Source organism: Streptantibioticus ferralitis (assembly GCF_029223525.1).
Lineage (GTDB): Bacteria > Actinomycetota > Actinomycetes > Streptomycetales > Streptomycetaceae > Streptantibioticus_A > Streptantibioticus_A ferralitis.
The window spans coordinates 516,137-537,364 of sequence record NZ_JARHTQ010000002.1 but is presented as its reverse complement, the minus strand read 5'-3'; the positions used below and the strand labels follow the sequence as shown (position 1 = coordinate 537,364).

Below are 21,228 nucleotides of genomic sequence, written 5' to 3'. Positions count from 1 at the left end.
ACCCGCCGATTCCGCAGCGCACGCCTCGTAGGATCGCTGCTCGCCGCCACGGCACTGGCCGTCACGGCGGTGCCCGCGGCGTCGGCGCACACCGCGGCCCCGACACCCTCCGACGGCTCGACGGCGCCGTACCTCAATCCCAGGCTCCCGGTGGAGCAGCGCGTCAGCGACCTGCTCGGCCGTATGACGCTGCAGGAGAAGGTCGGCCAGATGACGCAGGCGGAGCGCGGCGCCGTCGACGCGGACCAGAGCCAGATCACCGGTCTGCAGCTCGGCTCGCTGCTGTCCGGCGGCGGTTCGACGCCGACCCCGAACACGCCTGCCGCGTGGGCGGACATGATCGACGGCTACCAGTCGCACGCGCTGGCGACCCGGCTGCACATCCCACTGCTGTACGGCATCGACTCGGTGCACGGCGACAACAACCTCGTCGGCGCCACCGTCTTCCCCCACAACATCGCGATGGGCGCGACCCGCGACCCCGCGCTGGTGCGGGAAGAGGAGCACGTCACGGCGACCGAGACCCGGGCCACCGGCCCGCAGTGGGTCTTCGCCTCATGCCTGTGCGTCACGCGGGACGAGCGCTGGGGCCGCACGTACGAGAGCTTCGGCGAGGATCCCAACCTGGTCTCCCAGATGGAGACCGCGATCGACGGCTTCCAGGGCACCGACACCAAGGACCTCGCCCGTCCCGACCACGTCCTGGCAACGGCCAAGCACTACGCCGGAGACGGCGACACGACGTACGGCACGTCGACCACCGGCACGTACAAGATCGACCAGGGCGTGACGATCACCGACCACCAGCACTTCGCGCAGATCGACCTCGCCCCCTACGTCCCGGCCGTGCGGCAGCACCACGTGGGCAGCATCATGCCCTCGTACTCCAGCGTCCAGTGGACCGACGGGAGCGATCACACTCCGGTCAAGATGAGCGCCGACAAGCAGTTGCTGACCGACGTCCTGAAGGAGAAGATCGGCTTCAAGGGCTTCCTGATCAGCGACTGGGAGGCCATCCACCAACTTCCCGGCGACTATCCCACCCAGGTGCGCACCGCGGTCAACGCGGGGCTCGACATGTTCATGGAGCCCTACGACGCCGCGAAGTTCGAGCAGACGCTCATCGGCGAGGTGCAGGCCGGGCAGGTGTCCACGTCCCGCATCGACGACGCGGTACGGCGGATCCTGCGCGCCAAGTTCGAGTTGGGGCTCTTCGAGCACCCCTACACCAACCGCACCAACATCCACACGATCGGCTCTCCGGCCCACCGCGCGGTGGCGCGCCGCGCCGTCGCCGAGTCGCAGGTGCTGCTGAAGAACACCGGCCACGCGCTGCCGCTCAAGTCCTCCCAGCGCATCTACGTCGCGGGCGTCAACGCCAACGACCTGGGCAACCAGGCCGGTGGCTGGACGGTGACCTGGCAGGGCCAGTCCGGCAACACCTCCTTCCCCGGAACCACCATCCTGCGGGGCATCGAGCAGAACGCCTCCCATGTGACGTACGCCGCGGACGCCTCCGCGCCGACCAGTGGCTACGACGTGGGCATCGTGGTGATCGGTGAGACCCCGTACGCCGAGGGCATGGGCGACGTGGGCAACAACGGCCACACACTGAACCTTTCAGCCACCGACCGGGCCAATATCGACAAGGTCTGCGGCGCCATCAAAACCTGCGTCGTCCTTGATGTCTCGGGCCGCCCGCAGATCGTCACCGACGAACTGCCGAAGATCGACGCCTTCGTGATGTCCTGGCTGCCCGGCAGCGAAGGTGAAGGCGTGGCCGACGTGCTGTTCGGGAGGCACGCTTTCAGCGGCAAGCTGCCGGTGAGCTGGCCGCGCAGCGAGGCGCAGGAACCGGTCAACGTCGGCGACAAGAACTACGATCCGCTCTTCCGCTACGGTTACGGCCTCACCACTCGCCGGTAGCCGCGAGATCCCACCCGCGACACCCGGAGGCGGCAGGCGCACGCCGCCTCCGGGTGCGCGCGACCTGAGGTCCGTCACGAACGGGGCGACCGGATCACCGGCTTGGGCAGTTCGCCCGCCGATCGGCCGGGGTCAGCCCGCCGCCGTAGCCGAAGGCGCGCCGCCACGTACGTAGCCGTCAGCGGCGCCGCCTCCGGCGGCCTGAACAACCCCGGCGACTGCACCATCGGCCATGGCCCCGGCGACAGCGCTGCTGACCCATCCGGCCACGCGGGGCCGACCCCGCAATCGGGCGGTCGGCCCCGCGCATCCGCCGGACGTGTACCGGTACAGACCACTTTGAGGTGGATCAGGAAGTGGCAGTGAGTATGCGGTCGCGTGAGGCGGCCGTCTCGCGGCGCAGTGCCTGGATGTCGATGTCAAGGACGCGGCCGTTCCACTTGCGGACCTGTCCGGCGACGAAGACGGCGTCGATGTTCCGGGCGTCCGAGCCGAGGACGACGGTGCCGATCGCGTCGTTCAAGGGCATGTTGTTGATCTCTTCGGCATTGATCACCAGGAGATCGGCCTGCTTGCCGGGGGTCAGCGAACCGACCACGTCCTGCAGGCCGTTGGTGCGTGCGCCCTGCAGTGTGGCGAAGTCCAGCACGTCCGCCGCGCCGATGCGCACCGGTTCGCGGTCGGTACCGTGCACGGCGTTGACCGCGCGCATCCGCTGGATGGCGTGCAGCGTCCTCATCTGGGTGAACATGTCGCTGGCCAGGGCGACTTCGACATCGATGCTCAGGCCGGGACGCACCCCCACGGACAGTGCCTCGTCGACGGCTGGGACCGCGGTGTCCAGGCCGATCTGGGCGTCGGAGGTCGGGGCGAGGGCGATCGTGGTGCCGCTGTCGCCGATGGCCTTCCATGCCTCGCCGGTCAGGCCGGTGGAGTGGATGAGGGTGAGGTCGGGGCCGAGCAGGCCCTGCCGTTCCCACTCCAGGATCGCCTGGGAGGAGGAGGCCCCCAAGACCGCGTCGACGCTCACCCCGACCCCGAGCTCCTTCGCCAGGCGGGCGATTTCGGGCCCGTAGGCGAGGTCGGGACCGGCGATCTCGTCCGTGGCAAGAGTGCCCAGCCGGAAGGTCAGCAGGTCGCTGCCGAACTGGTCCTGCAGACGTGCCAGGTCGCCGGGCCACTGGCGGTCCCACTCGCCGAAGTGCGGACCCATGGCCGCGTGGATCCCGCGGATGCCGGTGTCCACCAGGGCCTGCACGGCGGCGTCGGAATGCGCGGGCGTACGGGAGTTGTGGGAGAAGTCGAGCATCGTGGTGATTCCGCTGTCGAGCGCGGTCAGCGCGGCCAGCTTCGTCCCGATGTACATGTCCTCTGGCCGGTAGGCGGGGGCGTAGCCGAGGAGGGTGGCGGTCACATAGGAGCCCAGGTCGTCGACGTCGGGCATGATCCGCCGAAGCTGGGCCTCCCAGGCGTGGCGGTGGGTGTCGACGAACCCCGGGGTGAGGATCGTGCCGGTCGCGTCGATGACGATCGCGCCGTCGGCGGCAATAAGGTCGCGGCCGACGGCGGCGATGGCACGGCCCTCGATGAGCAGGTCGGCGTTTTGCAGCACGCCGAGTTCCGCGTCCATGGTGACCACGGTGGCGCCGGTCAACACGATGCGGCGGTGCGGGTCACCGGCGGTACGGCGCAACTGATCGAGGACTGTCTGGCGGGCGGTGTCGTCGTGGTGCACGTGTGCGGTCCATTCACAGGTCGTGGACGGGAAGGAAGCGCCGAGGAGCGCTGTCGGGTCAGCGTGCCTGCCACCCGGGCCTGGCAGCCAGGCCGCCGATCACCTGGGTGTACGACACCCCCCATGGCCGACCCCGCGAGGCCGATGCCCTTGTCGGGCGGGTACCGGGCCGGGTCCGGCTGCCCCGTATCGAGCGGGTGAACGCTCTTCAGGCCGCTGTACGCGCGGATCACCTGCTTGGCAGCGGGAAGAAAGCGCGTTCTTCGCACACGACGATCGCGCTGACGGTAGAAACAGTCGTATGACCTCTGAAGACGGCCATGAAGACGGAGACCTGACGACCGAGGGCATGCTGCGGGCCAACGCCAGGAACTGGGACGCCCGCACTCCTGTGCACGTCGCCAGTGACTTCTACGGTTTGGACGGCTCCCGGTCCGCATCCGACTGGTTCGCGCCCTTCGAATGGGAGGACCTCGGCGAACTCCACGGCCGGGACGTGGTGCACCTGCAATGCCATCTGGGCACCGAGTCGCAGGCGTTCGCCGACCGGGGCGCGGCCCACACCGTCGGCCTGGACTTCTCCGGCGAGTCCATCGTGCAGGCTCGTCGGCTGGCGGCCGAGGCGGGACGGCACATCGAGTTCGTACAGGCCGACGTCCACCAGGCCGTCGAGGCGCTCGATGGGCGCCGGTTCGACGTGGTCTACACGGGCAAGGGCGCGCTGTGCTACCTACCGGACCTGTGCAGATGGGCGGAGGTCGTCGGGGCGCTGCTACGGCCGGGTGGACTGCTGTACGTGGTGGAGTTCCATCCGCTGCTCAACGCCCTCGGCCCGGTTCCGCACCCCGGTGAGCGCGAGTTGCTGTTGCGCCATGACTACCTGGGTGGCGCGGGTCCCATCAGAATCGACTCTCCCCACACCTACACCGACGGCCCGCCGCTGCGGGAAGCCACGACCAGCTACGAGTGGCGGCACGGCATCGGCGAGACGGTCGGCGCCGTGACCGGCGCCGGTCTGCGCCTGGATCTGCTGCGTGAGACGGGCCTGCTGCCCTGGAAGCGCTTCGGCACCATGGTCCCCGCGGAGAACGGCTGGTGGCGCCTACCGGAACCCGAGCCGAGGATTCCGCTCCTGTTCGCACTCCGTGCGACGAAGCCCGGCTGACGCCCGCGCCCGGGTGCGGATGCGCAACGCACGACGCGCCTTGCTGCCCTACCCCGCCGACCTAGAGTGAACCCAGCAGTCCATTTTGCGGGCGGAACCATGCAAGGGGCTCTGACGCCGAAGGGGCAGGCCACGCGGGCGCGCGTCGCCGAAGGCGCCGCGCAGGTCCTTCGGGAGAAGGGGGTCGGGGTCGCGACCCTGGATGATGCGGCTACGGGCGGCCTGCGCCACCGCCGACTGACGACCCCGGGCCGGTGTCCATGTAGTTCACCCCCGCCACACCGAGCCGCACGAGCGCCTCGCCCGTGCCCGGTGCGGGGTCCGGCAGTTCGGTCCAGGTCATGACCTTCGGGCCGCCGTATTCGCCCATCATGATCGCGTGCATCAGGGACCTTCCTTCGCTTCGGCTGCCGCGGCGCTGCTGCCCGGACCGTCGAACAGGGGAACCGCAGGTCGGCAAAAATGGACCTGCAAGTCCAGAAATCGGGGCCCTGTGACCGCCCGCCGGGACGCGTCGAAAGGGCGTCACCCCTTCGGATGGCGCCGCAACGGGCTGAACAGGGCCAGTCGGCGGACCTTTGCCGACCATGGCCCGAACTCATGGAAAAATGCGGCCTGTTGAGACCTCCCACAGCCAAGACTGGATGTATGACGCACGACGCTTCCACGGTCGAGCAGGCGCCCGCGGCCTCCTCACCAGCCCCCCGAACCCGCCCTCCGATGGTCGGCCGCCTGGTCGGTGTGGACCTCGCTCGCGGTCTCGCGATCTTCGGCATGTACGCCGCCCACGTCGGACCCGACCCGTCCGTCGGGGGGATCACCGGTCGTCTGATGGAGGTGTGCCACGGCCGGTCCTCCGCGCTCTTCGCTCTTCTGGCCGGCTTCTCGCTCGTCCTGTTGACCGGCCGCCGCGTCCCCAAGACCGGGTTGGAGGGCCGGCAGTCCGTCGTCAGGGTGCTGATCCGCTCCCTCATCCTGCTCGTGCTGGGCACCGCGCTCACCATGGCCGGCACGCAGGTCGACGTGATTCTCGCGTTCTACAGCCTGTACTTCGTCCTCGCCCTCCCCCTGCGCCGACTGCGCGCCGGCGCCCTGGCCGCCCTGGCCGCGGTCAGCGCGCTGGTCCTGCCGCAGGTGCTGTACGTGGTGCGGCTGTCCATCGACACCGGAACCTGGGCCGAGACCGTGATCGACCATGACCCGCTCGCCCGGATCAGCGGCACGGACGGGGTCGTCGACCTGCTCTTCACCGGCGCCTATCCGGTGCTGACCTGGATGCCCTACGTGATCGCCGGGATGGCGGTGGCCCGGCTCGACCTCGCCTCGGCCACCGTCCGGCTGCGGCTGGCCGTCGCCGGGGGCGTGCTGGCCGTCCTCGGCAGCGGGGGCTCCTGGCTGGCGCTCCACCTGTTCCCGGGTGTCTCCGCCGCCATCGGCGCATCCGGCGACGGCACCGGGTCCGCCGCGTCGGCCTGGTGGTCCGACCTCGTCGGCGACCCGACCGGCGACACTCCCGCCTGGCTGCTGGTGGCCTCCCCGCACAGTGAGACCACGCTGTCGATCCTGAGCAACACCGGCGTCGCCATCGCCGTCCTCACGGCCTGCATCGCCGCTACCGACCGGCTGCCGCGCTTCCGGCGACTCGCCACACCGGTCATCACCGTCGGCACCATGTCCCTGACCGCCTACGTGTTCAACATCGCCGGAATCTGGGCCCTGGGCATCAAGGAGGTACCCGGCTCGCCCCTGCCCGTGCTGCTGGGTTTCGTCGCGGCCATCACGCTGCTGGCCGCCGTCTGGGCGCGCTTCTTCCGGCGCGGACCACTGGAGTACCTGGTCAACAGCGCCACCATGGTTGCCCACCACGTCAGATAGTCCGCGCGCCCCGCGGTCTCAGTTGCGGGTGAGAGTACGGCTCGCCGCCGCCGCGATCGCGATCCCCAAGGTCCAACCGAGCACCGTGAGCACGACCGTGACCACCGCGGCCGCACCGTGGTACTGCCACACGTCGTTCTGGCCGAACCGGATGACCGGGATCAGATGGTCGGCGGCATACAGCACCGGGTTGAACACCGAACGGTCCTCCATGCTGACGTGATCCGGCTTCACCACGCTGAAGTACGCGCTGCTCGCCGCCAGCAGGCCGATCGCCCAGCCGACCGCCCGTAGCGGCCGGTAGCCATAGCCGACCAGCAGATCGAGGAGGTGGCCGGGTATCCGCTGCCACCAGGGCAGTTTGGCGCGCTGTGCCCGCTGCCTCGCCAGCAGGACCGTCCTGGCCTCCCCGTCGTTGCCGAGCGAGCGGTAGTAGGCCGCCAGTTGCTCGTACGGTTGGGCCCGGAAGCCGCCGACCTGGCTTCGGTCGGCGCGCTTCACCTGGCGCTCGATCAGGCGCAGCCGCTCCGCCGCCGCGTAGTAGTCGCTGAACGGGCCGTAGGTGAAGCCGTCCAGGTTCAACCGGCCTGGCCAGGCGCCGAGTTCGTCACGGATACCGCCGAGGGCGTTGGCTGCGTACAGCGTCAGAAGCGCGTCGGGGCTGTCCATACCGCGCAGGTCCAGGTGTCCGCTGATACGGGCCCCCGTCAACCGGATCTCGCCGTCGGTGTGGAACCCTCCGTCGAGGCGCAGGCTCCCCTCGACGACCATTCCGCCACCGCGCAGGGCGGAGTGACCCGCCGCCGGGTCGAGCCGTGCGCCGCTCATGTTGAGTCCGCCGCCGAACCTCGCCCCCGGCAGGCGCACCGTACCGGAGGCGGTGAAGCACTGCACATCCTCCACGTCCCGGTGCGGGCAGAAGGAGGCGTCACTGGCCACCGTCAGCGAGTCACCGTGCAACGCGGGGCGGCCGAGGCCGTTCAGCGTGGCGCCGTCCAGTTGCAGCGCGCTACCGATGTGCGCACCCGGCAGCCGCAGTTCGCCCAGCGTCTCAAGTCGCTGGGCCAGCAGGCTCCGTCCGACCCGCATGCCGCCTGCGTTGAGTGATGTGCCGCCGGGAGCGGTGTTGGCCAGCTTCGCTTCGGTGAATGCCACTTGACCGGCTATCAGTGCGTTGATCAGGTCGAACGAGCCGGTGATCACCGCTCCGTTGGCGAGCAGACTGCCGTCGATACGGATGCCGTCGGCGTGTACGGCGCGGTGGCCCTCGCCGGTGACCACGGTGCCGCGCAGGTCCAACGTGCCGCGCACATGCGTTCCGTACGCGCTGAGAGTGGTCAGCTGCGATCCACTCAGGTCGATCGATTCGGTGACGGCATCATCGAGATCGATCGGTCCCTCGAACCGGCATCCGCGCAGCAGCAGAAGAGAGTTGACCTCGCCATGGTCGACGAAGAGTTCTCCGGTGATCCGCGCTCCGACGAGCCGGACGGCCGCCACGGCTCCGGACGCGGCCGGGCACGCGCCGAGCAGCAGGGAGGCGATCACCTCACCCCGCACCACGCGGTCGGCGGACCACTCGTGAGCGTTCTGCGGGTCATCCACCTCGGGGTCACCGGTCCGTAGATCGACCAACTCACCGTGGGGGAAGGCCTGCCAGACCCGGCGTTCGGTGGCGGTCAGCCTGCCGAGCCGACTCGGCACGGGGGTTCGCGAGAGAGCGGGCGTACGACTCATGCCGATCATCTTGCCGTAGTCGCCACCACGAACGGCTGGATGTACTGCTCCTCAGGGTTGTTGAGACGTTGCTGAGGCCAGCCGATGCCGGTGGCGCGATGCTGATCCGGTCGGCTCGCCGGCGGAAAACGGAGGTGATCGGCAGGCAGCGATGCCCCTACTCTCGCCCTCATGAAGTCACCGGCCTATCCGCCCAAGCCCATGCCCGGCGACCGTATAGCGGTCGTCTCGCCGTCCTCCGGGCTGGCGGGGGCTCTCCCACTCCCGTACGAGCTGGGGCTCCGGCGGCTGCGTGCGGAGTTCGGTCTGGAACCGGTGGAATATCCGGCGACCCGGAAGATGGACTCGACTCCGCGGGAACGCGCCGACGACCTGCACGCCGCGTTCGCCGATCCGACGGTCAAGGCAGTCATGGCCAGCATCGGCGGTGATGACCAGATCACCGTGCTACCGCTGCTGGACCGGGAGCTGATCCGTGCCAACCCCAAGCCCTTCTTCGGTTACAGCGACAACACCAACCTGCTGCTCTTTCTGCGGAATCTGGGCATCGTCGGCTATCACGGCGCCTGCGTGATGAACGAGATCGGCCGCCCGTACGCCCTCCACCCGATGACCGCCGACTCGGTCCGCGCGGCTCTGTTCACCTCGGGTCCCTACGAGCTTCGTCCCGCCGAGAGCTACCGCGACACCGCCCGCGACTGGGCCGATCCGGCCACCTTCGACGCCGAGCCGCAGTCGCAACCGGCCGGGGGCTGGATCTGGCACCAGCCCGATCTGGTCGTCGAAGGCCGCTCCTGGGGCGGCAGCCTGGAGATCGTCTCCTGGCTGCTGATGGCCGACCGCGAGATCGAGCACGACCCCGACGCCTACCAGGGCGATGTGCTCTTCGTGGAGACCTCCGAGGAGTTGCCCTGCGCAGAGGATGTGTTCCGCATCCTGCGCAACTGGGCGAGCGGGGTCTGCTGGCCCGCTTCCCCGCTCTCATGATGGGCCGTGCCAAGGCCTGGTCCTTCCAGCAGCCGAACGCGGCCGAGGACAAACGGCGTTACGCGGATGAGCAGCGAGAGTCGGTACTGCGCGCGCTGGCGGCGTACGCCCCGGACACCATGGCCGTCTTCGACGTCGACTTCGGCCACACCGATCCACAACTGGTGATTCCGTACGGCGGTGTGGTGCGCATGGACGGCCCCGCACGGCGGATCACCGTGACGTACTGAGACCCGGCCATTCGTGAGACGTTCGCTTCCATGGCCCAAGCGCGGGCGGGTTGGTCACCGGTGCGCGCTATCCATCCAGAAAGGTCACACTCTCCTTACAGGCCCTCACTTCACCGAACAGCCGCACGCCTTAAGGGTTGATATGTCCCCCTGCGGCAACACCAGGGGACCATTCACGAGCGCCGGCCACCGAAAAGCGTGTGAAGGAACCGTCACCATCCAGCGATAAACGCCACCTGGCGGCATGTCCAGATACCAGAACGTCTACAGAAATTACGGACAGGTCGTGCTGGCCGACCACCCCGCTGACGTGCTTTGATCTCGCGTCAAGCGGAAGGCTGCACATCTGGCTCCCGGATACCAGGCGACCGTGCACGGTCGAGTCGGCCCGCCAGCCGGTCGGCCGAATTCAGTTCGACACCCCCCGAAAATGCAGTGAAGGGAATGGCTAGCCATGCGTAAGGACTTCACCCCCCAGGTCGAGACGCGCGAGATCGCCGACAGCGACCTGGACAACGTCTCCGGCGGTATCCTCGGCGAGGTCGTCCAGTCCGCCGAGTCCGCTCTGCCCGCCCTTCCCGGTCTGTCGATGCTGGCCGGTGCGGGGATCTCGGGTGGCGCGGGCCTCCAGGTCACCGGCCCCGTCCCGGTCCAGACGGGTCTTTCCGGTTTCGCCGGCATCTGACGCCTTTTCCGGCAGGATGCCGCACGGCTTCATCACTTGCCCTGCCGGTACCTCTCAATTCCAGTAGGGCTGCTACGGGCCCCGGGACTTATCACCCCGGGGCTCACCCTATTCGTACGGAGACAGCAGCTGAGGCTCATCCTGCGGTGCGGTAGCGATAACCGCAGATTTCACTGAACCCCGTCCGCTCGTACAGCTGGAGCGCCGGGATGTTGTCGCCCTGCGCCTGGAGATAGATAGCGGCTTTGTGCGCACCGGCCCATTCGGCCAGCGCGGCGAGCACATCGAACCTTTCTCGGTAACGTCTCGCGACTCTTCGTGATCTTCATGCTCAGGCAGTGCGGTCGGGTTCGGGTTCGAGCAGGACGTGGGCGGGGCGGCCGGCGCTGGCCTCAGCTCGTGGCCTCGGCGCCCGATGGGAGGTCGTTCATGCGCTCGTCGTAGCCGGTGGCGGGGTTGACGACGCGACCGGCGGCCCACCAGTTCTCCCTGGCTGTTTCGATGATCGTCATCAGGATGTCCTCTTCGGGGACGTCGGCGAACAGCCGGAGGCTGTTGACGATCGCCTGGAACAGCTCGGCCTTCTGCTCGGCGGTGCGGTGGTTGAAGGACAGCTGGATGAGCATCGTGCGCTCGCTGCGCTGCAGGCCGAACACGACCGGCTGCATCTGGAAGTTGTCGGGCGGGACCTCGTGGAAGACGTGGAACTGGTCGTCCTGGGGGATCTTCAGCACGTCGACCATGGCCTTGTGGAGGCCCAGGGACACATTCCGGCGGTATTCGGGGGTGGTCCCCTGGCGCAGGTAGATGTTGATCAGAGGCATGATCTCTTGCCTTCCTTTTCTTTCTTTCTTCTTGTCTGTGTTGGCCGCCAGTGAACCTGGCGTGTGGGCGCTTCAGGCGGCGGGCGCCTCGGTGCGGTCCGAGGAGGGAGCCGGTACTTGGAAGCAGGCCAGCAGGGCCGAGGTGTTGAGGTACTGACCGACGAGGTTGACCAGGGCGATGAGGGTGTTCGTGCCGAACGCCGCCGCTGCCTCGTCATAGAGGTCGTCCTGCACGCGATGGTCGCGGACCAGCGCGGTGGCCAGACGGTGGGCGAGATCGGCGTCGGGGCGCAGACCGCGGGGAGCCTCGCCATGGAGCAGAGATGCGATGGCCAGGCCGGGCAGGCCGGCCTTCTCGGCGGCCGCGGTGTGGGCGTACAGCGCGTAGTCGGCCCGCCAGTGAGCGGCCACGGTGAGGATGACCACCTCTCGGACATCTGCCGGAATGCCGGCCCGGGTGAGCGCCTGGGCCCACTCCAGCAGAGGCCGGGCGATGTGCGGAGTGCGCAGCAGGGCGTTGAACGGGCCGATGAACCGCCCGTCGGGCAGGGCGGCCGTGTAGCCCGCCTCTTCCGCGTTGCGCGCCCGCGTGGCCTGCAGGCGGTCATGTAGTGCGCGCTGTGCTTCATCGAGGGCGTCGGGAGGAAGGAGGGGCAACCGGCCGCCCAGTCCGGAAGCTTTGTTGGTGGAATGCTCGTTCATGCCCTCCACGCTAGGAACGCGGGGGGCATTCCGCCAGCGAATGTCCGGCATAATGGATATGCTGATTACTCATGGAGAGCCTATGGAGATGACGCTGGTCGGGCTGCGGGTGCTGCGCGAGGTGGCGGAGCGGGGCACCTTCACGGCCGCGGCAGACGCGCTCGGGTACACGCAGTCGGCCGTCTCCCGGCAGGTGGCCGGGCTGGAACAGGCGACCGGCGCCCGGCTCTTCGACCGCTACCCCGGCGGTGTCCGGCTGACCGGCTCAGGCCGTGCCCTGCTGCGGCACGCCGTCGTCGCCCTGGACGCCCTGGAGGCGGCCGACCGGGAACTCCGCGGAGCGGAGGAGGTCGAGAGGGGCCGCGTCCGGCTCGGCTTCTTCCCCACCGCTGGAGCGGTGATCGTGCCCCGTGCCCTGGCGATGCTGCGCCAGGAGCACCCGCACATCCAGGTGACGACACGTGAGGGGACCACTCCCTCGCTGGTGCGCGCGCTGCGCGCCGGCACCCTTGATCTCGCCCTCCTATCCTCCCGGCCCCCGCACCGTTCGCCCGACACGGACGATCCGCCCCTGAGTGTCGAGCCGCTGCTGGAAGTGCACCTGGCCGTGGTGGTGCCGGCCGGCGGTCCGTTCGCCGAACGGGGTAGCGTCAGCGTCGAGGAGATCGCGGGCGCACCGTGGATCGCCAGTCCCGGCACCGCGGACGAGCCACTGCTCGGCGTCTGGCCCGGTCTGCCCGGGCGGCCCAAGGTCCGCCACACTGCCCGCGACTGGCTGACCAAGCTCCACCTGGTCGCCGCCGGTGCCGGCGTCACCACAGCCACACCGACACTGCTGCCCGTCGTCCCGCCCGGCGTACGCCTCGTGTCCGTCGAAGGCGTCGCGGAGGAGGTACGACGCGTCAGCCTGGTGCGCATGCCGGGTCCCCTCGGGGCATCCATGCAGGCGCTGGCACGCGCCCTGCGCCGGCAAGCCGCCGACCTCGCCGCCTGACCGTCCCCGTCCCGGACATCGAGCCTTTTCCGACCTGAACCCGATATGAGGTGAAGGCCGAGCACGGCCTTGACCAGGTCGGTGATGCGGGTGGTGCTGCAGCGGAGCTTGCGCAGCAACCGCCAGGACTTCAGGGTGGCCCTCGCTTGTTCCGTACAAGCCAGAGGCTCCACGTGACGTCCAGTATCACCTGCACTGCCGTGCTCAACGTCCGCAGGGCGACCGCCGAACATCTCGCGAAGCTGCTGCGCGAACACCGCGAACGGCTCGGCACCCGCAAGGGCACCCGTGCGCTGAGCGTCTTCAAGCAGGCAGTGCTGGTGCTGCGCTGGTTCGTCGACGGCACCCGGCTGGTCCAACTCGCCCGGGACAACGACATCTCGACTCCCACCGCCTACCACTACCTGCACGAGGGACTGACCGTTCTGACCGACCTCGGCTACGAGAACGCCGCAGACGGCCTCCGCCACCCGGTCAAGAAACCCAAGGGCGGTGAGCTCGCCGAGTCCGACCAGGCGTGCAACGCAGTGATCCGAGGCGTCCACGCCGTTGCCGAGCGTGCCAACGCCCTGCTCAAGGTCACCTTCAAGGCCCTGCGCCGGCCCTTCGACATCCTCAGCCCACTGCGCCGGAAGAGCCGGGGCCGCTCTCTCCTGCAGGCCCCTCACCATTTCCGAACCACTCATGGCGGACGGCACCGACACGCACGCTCCGTCCAGCAACCGGCAGGCGCCGGAACGCACTTGAAGACGTCCATGGCGAGCACCCCGTGGTACCGCAAGGGCGACCCGACATACCTATGCATGACAGATTCCCCGTCTCCGCGCTCTCCGTAGCCTCCTGATCAGCGAGAACAACGGACCGTAAGAGGAGGAGACCGAGATGCCATACTTCGAGACCAATGACGGAGTCCAGCTGGCGTACGAGGACTACGGGACGGGGGCGCCGATCGTGTTCCTGGCCAGTTGGATCCTCAACACCGACATGTGGGAGTACCAGGTCCCTTACTTCCTCCAGCACGGCTACCGCTGCGTGATGCTCGACCGGCGCGGCCACGGCCGCTCGGACCGGCCCGCCACCGGGTACGACGTGGACACCCGCGCCGATGATGTCGCGGCGTTGATCGAGCACTTGAGCCTGGACGGGATCACGCTGGTCGCCCAGTCAGCGGGTGGCGGCGAGGCGGCACGCTACCTGGCCCGACACGGCGACGACCGGGTCGCCCGGCTCGTGCTCCTGTCCTCGACGCTGCCGTACCTCAGACTGACCGACGACAACCCGGAGGGCCTACCGGAGGCCGGCAACGAGGCCGACATCGCCCAGCTGCGCACTGACCGCCCCAAGTGGTTCGCCGACCGCGCCCAGGGCTACTTCGCCACCCATCTGGGCAACGAGACATCCGCCGCGCTGATCGACAACCTGGTCCGGCAGTGCCTGTCGGCATCTCCGTTCGCCACCGTGGAGATGCGCCGGGAACTGTTCAACACCGATCACCGCGCCGACGTGGCCCGGATCACCGTCCCGACGCTCATCATCCACGGGGCCGCCGACCAGTCCGTCCCGATCGACGCCTCAAGTCGGCGCACCGCCAAGCTCCTGCCCAACAGCACCTACAAGGAGTACCCGACCGCAGGTCACGGCCTGCACATCACCCATGCCGAGCAGCTCAACGCCGACCTGCTCGAATTCATCAAGAGTTGACGGGCAGTCAGAAGTTGCTGGGGACGTAGGCGTTGGTCCACCGCGAGTACATCGCGCGTTCGGCGGGCGAAAGCGCTGGATCGACGATGCGGTACTGCCGGTAGTAGCGGCTTCCCTGGTCGATCCGTACGCCACGCACCTGAAGCTGGGCGCCTTGCAGAACCCGGACACGCCCCTGCGCGCAGATCGGCCTGCAGGTGTTGATCCTCAGGGCACCTGTACCGGTCGCGGACGGTGCGCCCCAGTGCGACCAGCGCAGTCCGCTGAGGGCGACATCGTTGGTCACCTCGAACCTGGTCGGCTTGGCGGAAGGGTGCTGCGAGAGATCATCGAGACGAATCGACGGGGTACTCGCCCCCGCGAGCGGACCGGTCGCGGAGAGGAGCACCGCGGCGAGGACGAGCACGAGAACGGAGTGACGCGACGTCGGCTGATGTGACACGGAAACCGCCTCCCTCGACCAGTGGACGGGGACGGCGCCGGCTGCCGCACCCGGTGCCTCCCCTGCCGGGGCGCCGGGGCCCTCGCGGTGGCGCGCGACCGCCCGCAGACATCCCGTGATCCCAGGCTAGGCCGCCCCCGCCCGCCGCGCCTCTGCGAAGGCGCGGCGGGCGGTCAGCGCTTCGTGGCCCGGCGGGCGCGGAAGGCCGCGGCCTTGGTGCGGTTCTGGCATGGCGTCGAGCAGAACTGGCGGGCCGCGTTGCGCGAAGTGTCGACATACACGCGGTCGCACTGGGTCGCCTGGCAGACGCCGAGGCGGCCGGCGAGGTCGCTGCCGATCGCGATCGCCAGTCCGGTCGCGCATCCGGCGCTCCACCCCACCGCGAGGGTGTCGTCCGCGCCGTGGAAGTGGAGTTGCCAGGGTTCGCCCTCGACGCGGTCGAGTTGCGGGCGGGCCCCGTTCGACAGCAGCAGCGCGTTCAGCGCCGCGGCGGCCTCGTCGAGGTGACCGGCGCTCACAGCCTCGAAGACCTGCCGCATCTCCCGTGCGGTCCGGGCGAGGTGGGTCGCCGCTTCCTGCCCGATCACGCGCTGGCCAGCGCTTGTGCGGGGCAGCGCGGCGTCGACCGCGTCGGCCAGTTCCGCACCGCGCGGTGCGGCGTACGGCTTGCCGCGCGCTTCGCCGTCGGTGAGTGCGTTGACGAGCGAGACCGCCGCGTCCAGCAGCACCGTCACATGACTGTCGAACATCACTTGACCAGTTACCCCTTCCAGACCTACCTTCCCATCACTGACATTAGTCGATTCGCCAGTGACGGGGGTACGTGTGCGACGCACGAGGCAGGGCGGCAGGCTGCCGCGTCCGGTGTGGCTGCTGCTCGCCGCCCGAGTGATCAACCGGCTCGGGGCGTTCTCCCTGTCGTTCCTCACCGTCCTCATCAGCACCGACTTCGGGGCGAGTGTCGCGACGGCGGGGATCGTCTCGGCCGCCTTCGGGCTCGCGACCATACCGTCGCGTCTGGCCGGTGGACGGCTCGCCGACCGTCTCGGGCGCCGCCGAACGATCGTGCTCGGCCTGACCGGCTGCGCCGTCGCGCAACTGGGGATCGCCGCGGCGCGTTCGCTGCCCGCGGTCGCGGCTTTCGCGGTGCTCCTCGGACTGGTCTTCGAGCTGTACGAGCCACCGAGCCAGGCGATGATCGCCGACGCCGTCGGCTCCGCCGAGCGCGTGCGCGCTTACAGTCTGCTGAACGCCGCCCTGGCCGTCGGGGGCATGGGCGCGGGCCTGATCGCCGCCGGTCTGGGCCGGTGGGACCTGCGGTGGCTGTTCGTCGCCGATGCGCTGAGCTGCTTGGCGTGCGCGGTCATCGTGCGCGCCGTCCTGCCGGCCGACCGCCCCGATCCGGCCGGGCGCGCTCCCGAACGCCGCGCCGACATCCGTCCATGGCGCGATCGCGCGCTGATCATCATGCTCGTGTCCGGCACCATGTACGCGCTGGTCCACCTGCAGATCATGATGTCGCTTCCGCTGTCCCTGGCACGCCGCGGTATGCAACCCGCGGACGCGGGGCTGCTGTTCACCGTCTCGGCCGTGACCATCGTCGCCGCCCAGCCCGTACTGCGGCGCAAGCAGCTCTGTGCGCTGTCCGCGTCCGCGGCGATCGCGCTCGGGTATCTCCTGCTGTCGATCGGCCTGATCGGCTATGCGACTGCGCACTCCCTGCCAACTTCCCTGGTAGCCACGGTCGTTTGGAGCCTTGGCGATCTGCTGATGATGGGACGCGCCTACGCCCTCGTCGCGGATCTCGCCCCACCCGGGGGCACCGGCCGCTACCTGGCCGTCTACGGCATCAGCTGGGGCATCGCCGGAATCGCCGCGCCCGTCCTCGGCACACAGATCCTCGAACACGCCGGAGCGACGGCCCTGTGGACGGGAATGGCGGCCCTCTGCCTGGTACTCGCCGTCGGGCAGCTCTTCGTCGCCCCACTACTTGCCGCCCGGGACGTTCGCGCCCACGGAGGTTCCAGCCCCGTGACTCCAGCCCGCCGAAGCCGGGTCCAGTCGGACGGGAGGCCACGGTGATCAGGTCCGTCCCCCTCGTGAACCGGCCGTTCGGATTGCGACGTGCGTTCAGGAGCTGACCGGTTGCGGCATCAGAACGTCGTACGCATCTCGCTTCTCGGGTCCCCCCGCACAATCCGCTCATCGTGGAGCCCCGCTCGGGCGGAGCGGCGCCACGGCCGGGCGCGACGGACCGCCATATCGATATCCGGGTCCGCCGCATCGGGGTCGAGATCCGCGACGGCCAGCGCGGGTCGACCATCGCCGGCACAGCACGCGAACCACCGGCCGCCCGGCCCGACGATCCCTGACGGCACGGTGGCACTGAACTGCGCCGAAATGGCATACCCGACCCAGTAGTTGTACAGCGTCCCGTAGGCCTGTGCGACGAATACCTCCTCGCGGAGACGGCCCTGCGGCTTCGACCAGGCCGCAGGGCCCGCGCGCCCGGCCCATGACGCCTACCGGCGGGCGCTTCGCTGATCGGGCGGTCGGTCGCGCAGCGCGCACACCACAGCCCAGACGACCGACACCACGGGGACGGCCACGACCGCGCCGACCACACCGGCGACGATGCCACCCGCCACCACCGAGACCGCGATCACCACCGGATGGAGTTGGACGGCCCAAGCCATCACGAGCGGGTGCAGGACATGTCCTTCGATCTGCCCGATGACGACGATGAGCAGCAGAACGATCACCGCGATGATCGGGCCTCGTCCGGCCAGGGCGACCACGCTCGCCACGGCCAGCGCGATGGGCGATCCGATCAGTGGGATGAAGGCGGCGAAGAACTCCAGGACTGCCAGCGGCAGGGCCAGCGGCACCCCCAGCAGGTACAGGGCGATACCGACCAGGATCGCGTTGGTGGTCGCCACGATGACGATGCCGCGGGTGTAGCCGGCGAAGGCGGTCCAGGCTGCCCGGCCCGCGCGGTCCCAAGCCGATCGGGAGGTCTTGGGCAGTTGCCGGCGGAACCAGCGCCACAGTCGCTCGCCCGAGTGGATGAAGAAGACGGAGCAGAACAGTGCCAGAGCCGCTCCGGTGGCCACCTCGACGACACGGCTGGCGCCGGTGAGCGCGCTGCTGACCAGGAGCGAGCGGTGCGAGGAGAGGAACGAGGCGATCTTTCCCTGCAACCCGGACAGCGTGCGGGGGCTGACCCGGAAGGGGGGGCGCTCCAGCCAGCGTTCGATCTGCCCGATGCCGCCGCGGAACTCGGTGGCCAACTTGGCCGACTCGCCCGCCACCAGATAGCCCGCCAGGGCCAGGAGACCGAACAGCAACAACAGGCTGCCCAGCAGGGCGAGCGCCACCGCGAGCGGCCGAGGCAGATGACGCCCCACCAGATCGGTCAGCGGCCGCAGCGCGGACGTCACCACGAGGGCGAAGAACACGGCGACCGCGACCAACTGGAAGCGGCCGAGGATGGTGAACGCCTCGTAGACGAGCAACCCGACGACCAGCAGACGCCAGGCGTAACCGGCGGCGACGCGCAGGCCCCGGTAGACCGACTCGTCGTCGCCATGCCGCGTCGCCTGCTCGGCCGCGGCCGAGCGAGCCCGGTGCACGGCCTTCCCGGAGTGCGCGGGACGGCTGCCCAGCACCACGGAGCGGGTCCGGGGCCGCGATTCCTGTTCACCGGACCGCCGCCGTGGGTGGAATGACCCGTCACTCACCTGGATGCCACCGCCTCCCACGTTCTGGCCCGGCACCGGCCCCGGTAGGAACCGCGGGTAGTCCGTCCGTCCGCGATGTGCCGGTGCGAAGCACTCATAGCCTCTCCCGGAAGAGGCAGCACCGCAGTGTGTGTCATCCCCAAGGGGGGCACGGTGTGGCGGCGCGGCAGTCGGCGGGGACCGCGGATGCTGACATCTGCTCAGCTGTGAACAAGTCGCAGCACGTGGGGAGCAGGTCACCGCGCCCGCTCATTCACCGGGGAGGTGTTCAAGGAGGGGCGGTTCACCGACTTCGTCATCCGCGCCACCGCTGCCGGCGTGCCAGCCCCCGAAGCGCTACGCCGCCTGCTCCGCGCGGTACTCGACCATCAGCGCGGACGGCCTGACGACGACGCAACCATCCTGCTCTTCGAATGGCATCCCCGGTCGGCCGCTGGCGGCGGGACGTTCTGATGTGGCGCCTGCCGCTCGGCACCCGCCACGTCTGCCGCCTGCGCCGCAGGTGAGCGCGGTCGCGGCATGATGTCGCAATGCGGATCCGCAGCCGGTTCGAGTCACTTGGGCGATGGGTTCTGCCACTGGACAACCCTGTCGAGGGGATCCTGGGCACGGTCATCACCGCTGCCCTCCTGGCCGCCTACTCCGAACCACCCTTCCATGTGGGCGCCATCGCTTTCGGCACCCTCGTCGCGGTGTTGGTCTACTGGCTCACTCATGTGTACGCCGAAGAGATCGGTCGTGGCCCCGAGACGGGGCCCGCCTTCTCCAAGCATCGCCTGAAGGCCACTTTGCGCCGGCAGTACGCGTTGGTGGAGGCGTCCTTTCCTCCCTTGGCCGTACTCCTGGCGGCCTTCGCGTTCGGCGCGACGCCGTCCTTGGCCTTGGACTTCGCAGAGTGGTCCGCGGTGCTGCTGTTGGTCGTCTGGGGATTCGTCACCGCCAGACGACACGAGCTCAAGGGTGTCGCATTTGTGGCGGCAGGGCTGATCGCCGGTGTTCTCGGACTCGTCATCGTGGTGTTGCGGAGCACCTTCCACTGAGCACCGGATGACCAGGCCTCTGCCACCTCATGCCAGGAGTCACCTCACATCCAGCGTTGGCTCAGCGATGCTGAGCCAAGGCGTGGACCAGCAGGTTGGCGTCAACCGTGCCGAGGCCGGTTGCCTGGTCGTATCCGGGCCCTGCGGAGAAGCCGTTGGGACCGGTCCGACCAGTCGTCACGTCCACGATGCCGGTGCGGGGGTGGCCGTAGAGCTGGTAGAGACGCCGGTCGATGGTGCCGAGGCGGTGTCCGGCGGCCTGGTCGGCGAGCGCGACGATGCCAGCGAACAGCGGCGATGCCTCACTGGTGCCGTTTCCACCCGCGGTCCAGCCGACGCGGGTCGGGTCGAAGCTGGAGTACAGCCACAGGGCGCCGTTCGCGGAGGCGGCCATGCTGATGTCCGGGGTGCCGCGGTGCGCGCCGACGACGTTACGGACGCGGTCCTGGTAGGAGGGCCGGGCGAAGACCTTGGAGGTGTCTCCGCCGCTGCCGGACCAGGCGCTGTCGGGCGCGATGCGGTTGCCTGCGTCGTCGAGGTGGAGTTCGGTGCCGCCGACGGCTGTGACCAGCGGGTCACCGGCCGGCCAGGCGGCGTCCAGCCGGTTGGCGTGCCCGCCGCCGTCGCCCGAACTAGCGGTCAGCGTCACACCGTGCCGTGCCGCGTTGGCGAAGGCGTACCGCAGGGTGGTCAAACTGGTGTAGTCGCCCTGGGTGAATCCGGGGAACCGGGCCTCGCTGGTGGCCCAGCTCATCGAGACCACGTCTGCCTTGCCTTCGTTGACGAGATGGTTGATGGCGCTCATCATCTCCGGTACGCCGACCGGCCCTTCGGTCTCGGCGACCGCGGTCTCCACCAGCACGATGTGCGCGCCGGGCGCCACCGCGTGGGCCGCCTCGACATCCAAGGTGGTCTCGCCCGCCCAGCCGTTCTGGTCCGGGTCCTTGGGGTTGAACGGTGGTACGTCACCCCATCTGAGCACGTCGACCGCGGTGTCGGGCAGGCCCCACTGCCGGTCGAAGACATCCAGGTCGTGCTGGATGGTCGGCGAGCCGAACGAGTCGACGATCACGATCGTCCGGCCCTTGCCGGTGATTCCGTTGGCATGCAGCGCTGCCAGGTCGTAGGCGGTGCGGTACTGCGACGGCGAGTAGCAGCCGCGGCCGATCCGCTTGCGGCACTCGCTGGTGCTGACAGGAGTGGCGAACACCGGGTTCGCGCTCCGCGCACGCTCCCCCAGCACGGCATGCGGCGCAGGCGCGGTACGACCCGGAGCAGCCGAAGTGGACGAGTGCGCAGTCGCCGCGGACGTTCCTGTGGCGGGGAAGAGGGCCAGTACGGCCGACAGGGCGGCGCACCCCCCGACCAGTGCACGCCGACGTAAAGCCAGGTTCATGACAGTCCTCTCATCGCGAACGGTCCGAGCTCGCAGCCCACTATGGCAC

General features: G+C 69.3%; 18 protein-coding genes and 4 pseudogenes. 11 read left to right on the top strand and 11 right to left on the bottom strand.

Going from position 1 to position 21,228, the window contains the following annotated elements:
- Positions 1-51 precede the first annotated feature (51 nt).
- Positions 52-1,917 (top strand): annotated as a pseudogene (locus P2L57_RS05360) (glycoside hydrolase family 3 protein); the annotation flags it as partial.
- 358 nt (positions 1,918-2,275) lie between these two features.
- Here P2L57_RS05360 and P2L57_RS05355 read toward each other — a convergent pair.
- Positions 2,276-3,661: an amidohydrolase family protein gene (locus tag P2L57_RS05355; protein ID WP_275808964.1), complete on the bottom strand. Its 1,386-nt coding sequence runs from the start codon at positions 3,659-3,661 to the stop codon at positions 2,276-2,278.
- A gap of 301 nt (positions 3,662-3,962) precedes the next feature.
- Between P2L57_RS05355 and P2L57_RS05350 the strand changes: the two genes are divergently transcribed.
- On the top strand, positions 3,963-4,826 hold the full coding sequence (locus P2L57_RS05350; protein WP_275808961.1) for a class I SAM-dependent methyltransferase: 864 nt from the start codon (positions 3,963-3,965) through the stop codon (positions 4,824-4,826).
- 211 nt (positions 4,827-5,037) lie between these two features.
- Here P2L57_RS05350 and P2L57_RS05340 read toward each other — a convergent pair whose 3' ends face one another.
- Positions 5,038-5,211, bottom strand: a complete 174-nt coding sequence (locus tag P2L57_RS05340) for a hypothetical protein (protein ID WP_275809247.1) — start codon at positions 5,209-5,211, stop codon at positions 5,038-5,040.
- A 263-nt stretch (positions 5,212-5,474) separates the two neighbouring features.
- Here P2L57_RS05340 and P2L57_RS05335 point away from each other — a divergent pair, with 263 nt between their 5' ends.
- A complete protein-coding gene (locus tag P2L57_RS05335) occupies positions 5,475-6,701 on the top strand; it encodes a DUF418 domain-containing protein (protein WP_275808959.1) in 1,227 nt (408 codons plus the stop codon).
- A gap of 18 nt (positions 6,702-6,719) precedes the next feature.
- Here P2L57_RS05335 and P2L57_RS05330 read toward each other — a convergent pair whose 3' ends face one another.
- Positions 6,720-8,438 carry a hypothetical protein gene (locus P2L57_RS05330; protein WP_275808956.1) on the bottom strand — a complete coding sequence of 573 codons (1,719 nt, stop codon included), beginning with the start codon at positions 8,436-8,438 and terminating at the stop codon, positions 6,720-6,722.
- A 171-nt stretch (positions 8,439-8,609) separates the two neighbouring features.
- Between P2L57_RS05330 and P2L57_RS05325 the strand changes: the two are divergent.
- A pseudogene (locus tag P2L57_RS05325) lies at positions 8,610-9,655 on the top strand (S66 family peptidase).
- A 454-nt stretch (positions 9,656-10,109) separates the two neighbouring features.
- The gene (locus P2L57_RS05320) at positions 10,110-10,340 is read left to right on the top strand and encodes a type A2 lantipeptide (RefSeq protein WP_275808953.1); all 231 of its coding nucleotides are present in this window, start codon (positions 10,110-10,112) and stop codon (positions 10,338-10,340) included.
- 136 nt (positions 10,341-10,476) lie between these two features.
- On the opposite strand, the gene P2L57_RS05315 is transcribed toward P2L57_RS05320, so the two are convergent.
- The 3 genes from P2L57_RS05315 to P2L57_RS05305 all read right to left on the bottom strand — a co-directional run bounded on the left by P2L57_RS05315 (position 10,477) and on the right by P2L57_RS05305 (position 11,866).
- Positions 10,477-10,623 carry an N-acetyltransferase gene (locus P2L57_RS05315; RefSeq protein ID WP_275808950.1) on the bottom strand — a complete coding sequence of 49 codons (147 nt, stop codon included), beginning with the start codon at positions 10,621-10,623 and terminating at the stop codon, positions 10,477-10,479.
- 109 nt (positions 10,624-10,732) lie between these two features.
- Positions 10,733-11,164: a tautomerase family protein gene (locus P2L57_RS05310; RefSeq protein ID WP_275808947.1), complete on the bottom strand. Its 432-nt coding sequence runs from the start codon at positions 11,162-11,164 to the stop codon at positions 10,733-10,735.
- A 72-nt stretch (positions 11,165-11,236) separates the two neighbouring features.
- Complete coding sequence (locus P2L57_RS05305) at positions 11,237-11,866, bottom strand: carboxymuconolactone decarboxylase family protein (protein WP_275808944.1); 630 nt, start codon at positions 11,864-11,866, stop codon at positions 11,237-11,239.
- An 82-nt stretch (positions 11,867-11,948) separates the two neighbouring features.
- On the opposite strand from P2L57_RS05305, the gene P2L57_RS05300 reads away from it, so the two are divergent.
- Positions 11,949-12,860: a LysR family transcriptional regulator gene (locus P2L57_RS05300; RefSeq protein ID WP_275808941.1), complete on the top strand. Its 912-nt coding sequence runs from the start codon at positions 11,949-11,951 to the stop codon at positions 12,858-12,860.
- A 35-nt stretch (positions 12,861-12,895) separates the two neighbouring features.
- Here P2L57_RS05300 and P2L57_RS40560 read toward each other — a convergent pair.
- Positions 12,896-13,021, bottom strand: a pseudogene (locus P2L57_RS40560) (IS5/IS1182 family transposase); the annotation flags it as partial.
- 12 nt (positions 13,022-13,033) lie between these two features.
- Between P2L57_RS40560 and P2L57_RS40555 the strand changes: the two are divergent.
- Both P2L57_RS40555 and P2L57_RS05285 read left to right on the top strand, forming a co-directional pair.
- Positions 13,034-13,462, top strand: a pseudogene (locus tag P2L57_RS40555) (transposase family protein); the annotation flags it as partial.
- 280 nt (positions 13,463-13,742) lie between these two features.
- Positions 13,743-14,561 carry an alpha/beta fold hydrolase gene (locus tag P2L57_RS05285; protein ID WP_275808938.1) on the top strand — a complete coding sequence of 273 codons (819 nt, stop codon included), beginning with the start codon at positions 13,743-13,745 and terminating at the stop codon, positions 14,559-14,561.
- 7 nt (positions 14,562-14,568) lie between these two features.
- On the opposite strand, the gene P2L57_RS05280 is transcribed toward P2L57_RS05285, so the two are convergent.
- On the bottom strand, positions 14,569-15,003 hold the full coding sequence (locus P2L57_RS05280; protein ID WP_275808935.1) for a hypothetical protein: 435 nt from the start codon (positions 15,001-15,003) through the stop codon (positions 14,569-14,571).
- Positions 15,004-15,176: 173 nt separating this feature from the next.
- On the bottom strand, positions 15,177-15,752 hold the full coding sequence (locus P2L57_RS05275) for a CGNR zinc finger domain-containing protein (protein WP_275808932.1): 576 nt from the start codon (positions 15,750-15,752) through the stop codon (positions 15,177-15,179).
- A 76-nt stretch (positions 15,753-15,828) separates the two neighbouring features.
- Between P2L57_RS05275 and P2L57_RS05270 the strand changes: the two genes are divergently transcribed.
- A complete protein-coding gene (locus tag P2L57_RS05270; RefSeq protein ID WP_275808929.1) occupies positions 15,829-17,085 on the top strand; it encodes an MDR family MFS transporter in 1,257 nt (418 codons plus the stop codon).
- Between the two features lie 440 nt (positions 17,086-17,525).
- On the opposite strand, the gene P2L57_RS05265 is transcribed toward P2L57_RS05270, so the two are convergent.
- Entirely contained in the window at positions 17,526-18,743 is a 1,218-nt protein-coding gene (locus P2L57_RS05265; protein ID WP_275808926.1) for an AI-2E family transporter, read from the bottom strand.
- Positions 18,744-19,007: 264 nt separating this feature from the next.
- Between P2L57_RS05265 and P2L57_RS05260 the strand changes: the two genes are divergently transcribed.
- Both P2L57_RS05260 and P2L57_RS05255 read left to right on the top strand, forming a co-directional pair.
- Positions 19,008-19,196: a PP2C family serine/threonine-protein phosphatase gene (locus tag P2L57_RS05260; protein ID WP_275809244.1), complete on the top strand. Its 189-nt coding sequence runs from the start codon at positions 19,008-19,010 to the stop codon at positions 19,194-19,196.
- Positions 19,197-19,273: 77 nt separating this feature from the next.
- Positions 19,274-19,783, top strand: a complete 510-nt coding sequence (locus P2L57_RS05255) for a hypothetical protein (RefSeq protein WP_275808924.1) — start codon at positions 19,274-19,276, stop codon at positions 19,781-19,783.
- A gap of 61 nt (positions 19,784-19,844) precedes the next feature.
- Here the strand turns inward: P2L57_RS05255 and P2L57_RS05250 are convergent, their stop codons facing one another.
- Positions 19,845-20,993 (bottom strand): S53 family peptidase, encoded by a 1,149-nt coding sequence (locus tag P2L57_RS05250; RefSeq protein WP_275808921.1) that lies wholly within the window; start codon positions 20,991-20,993, stop codon positions 19,845-19,847.
- Positions 20,994-21,228: the final 235 nt, after the last annotated feature.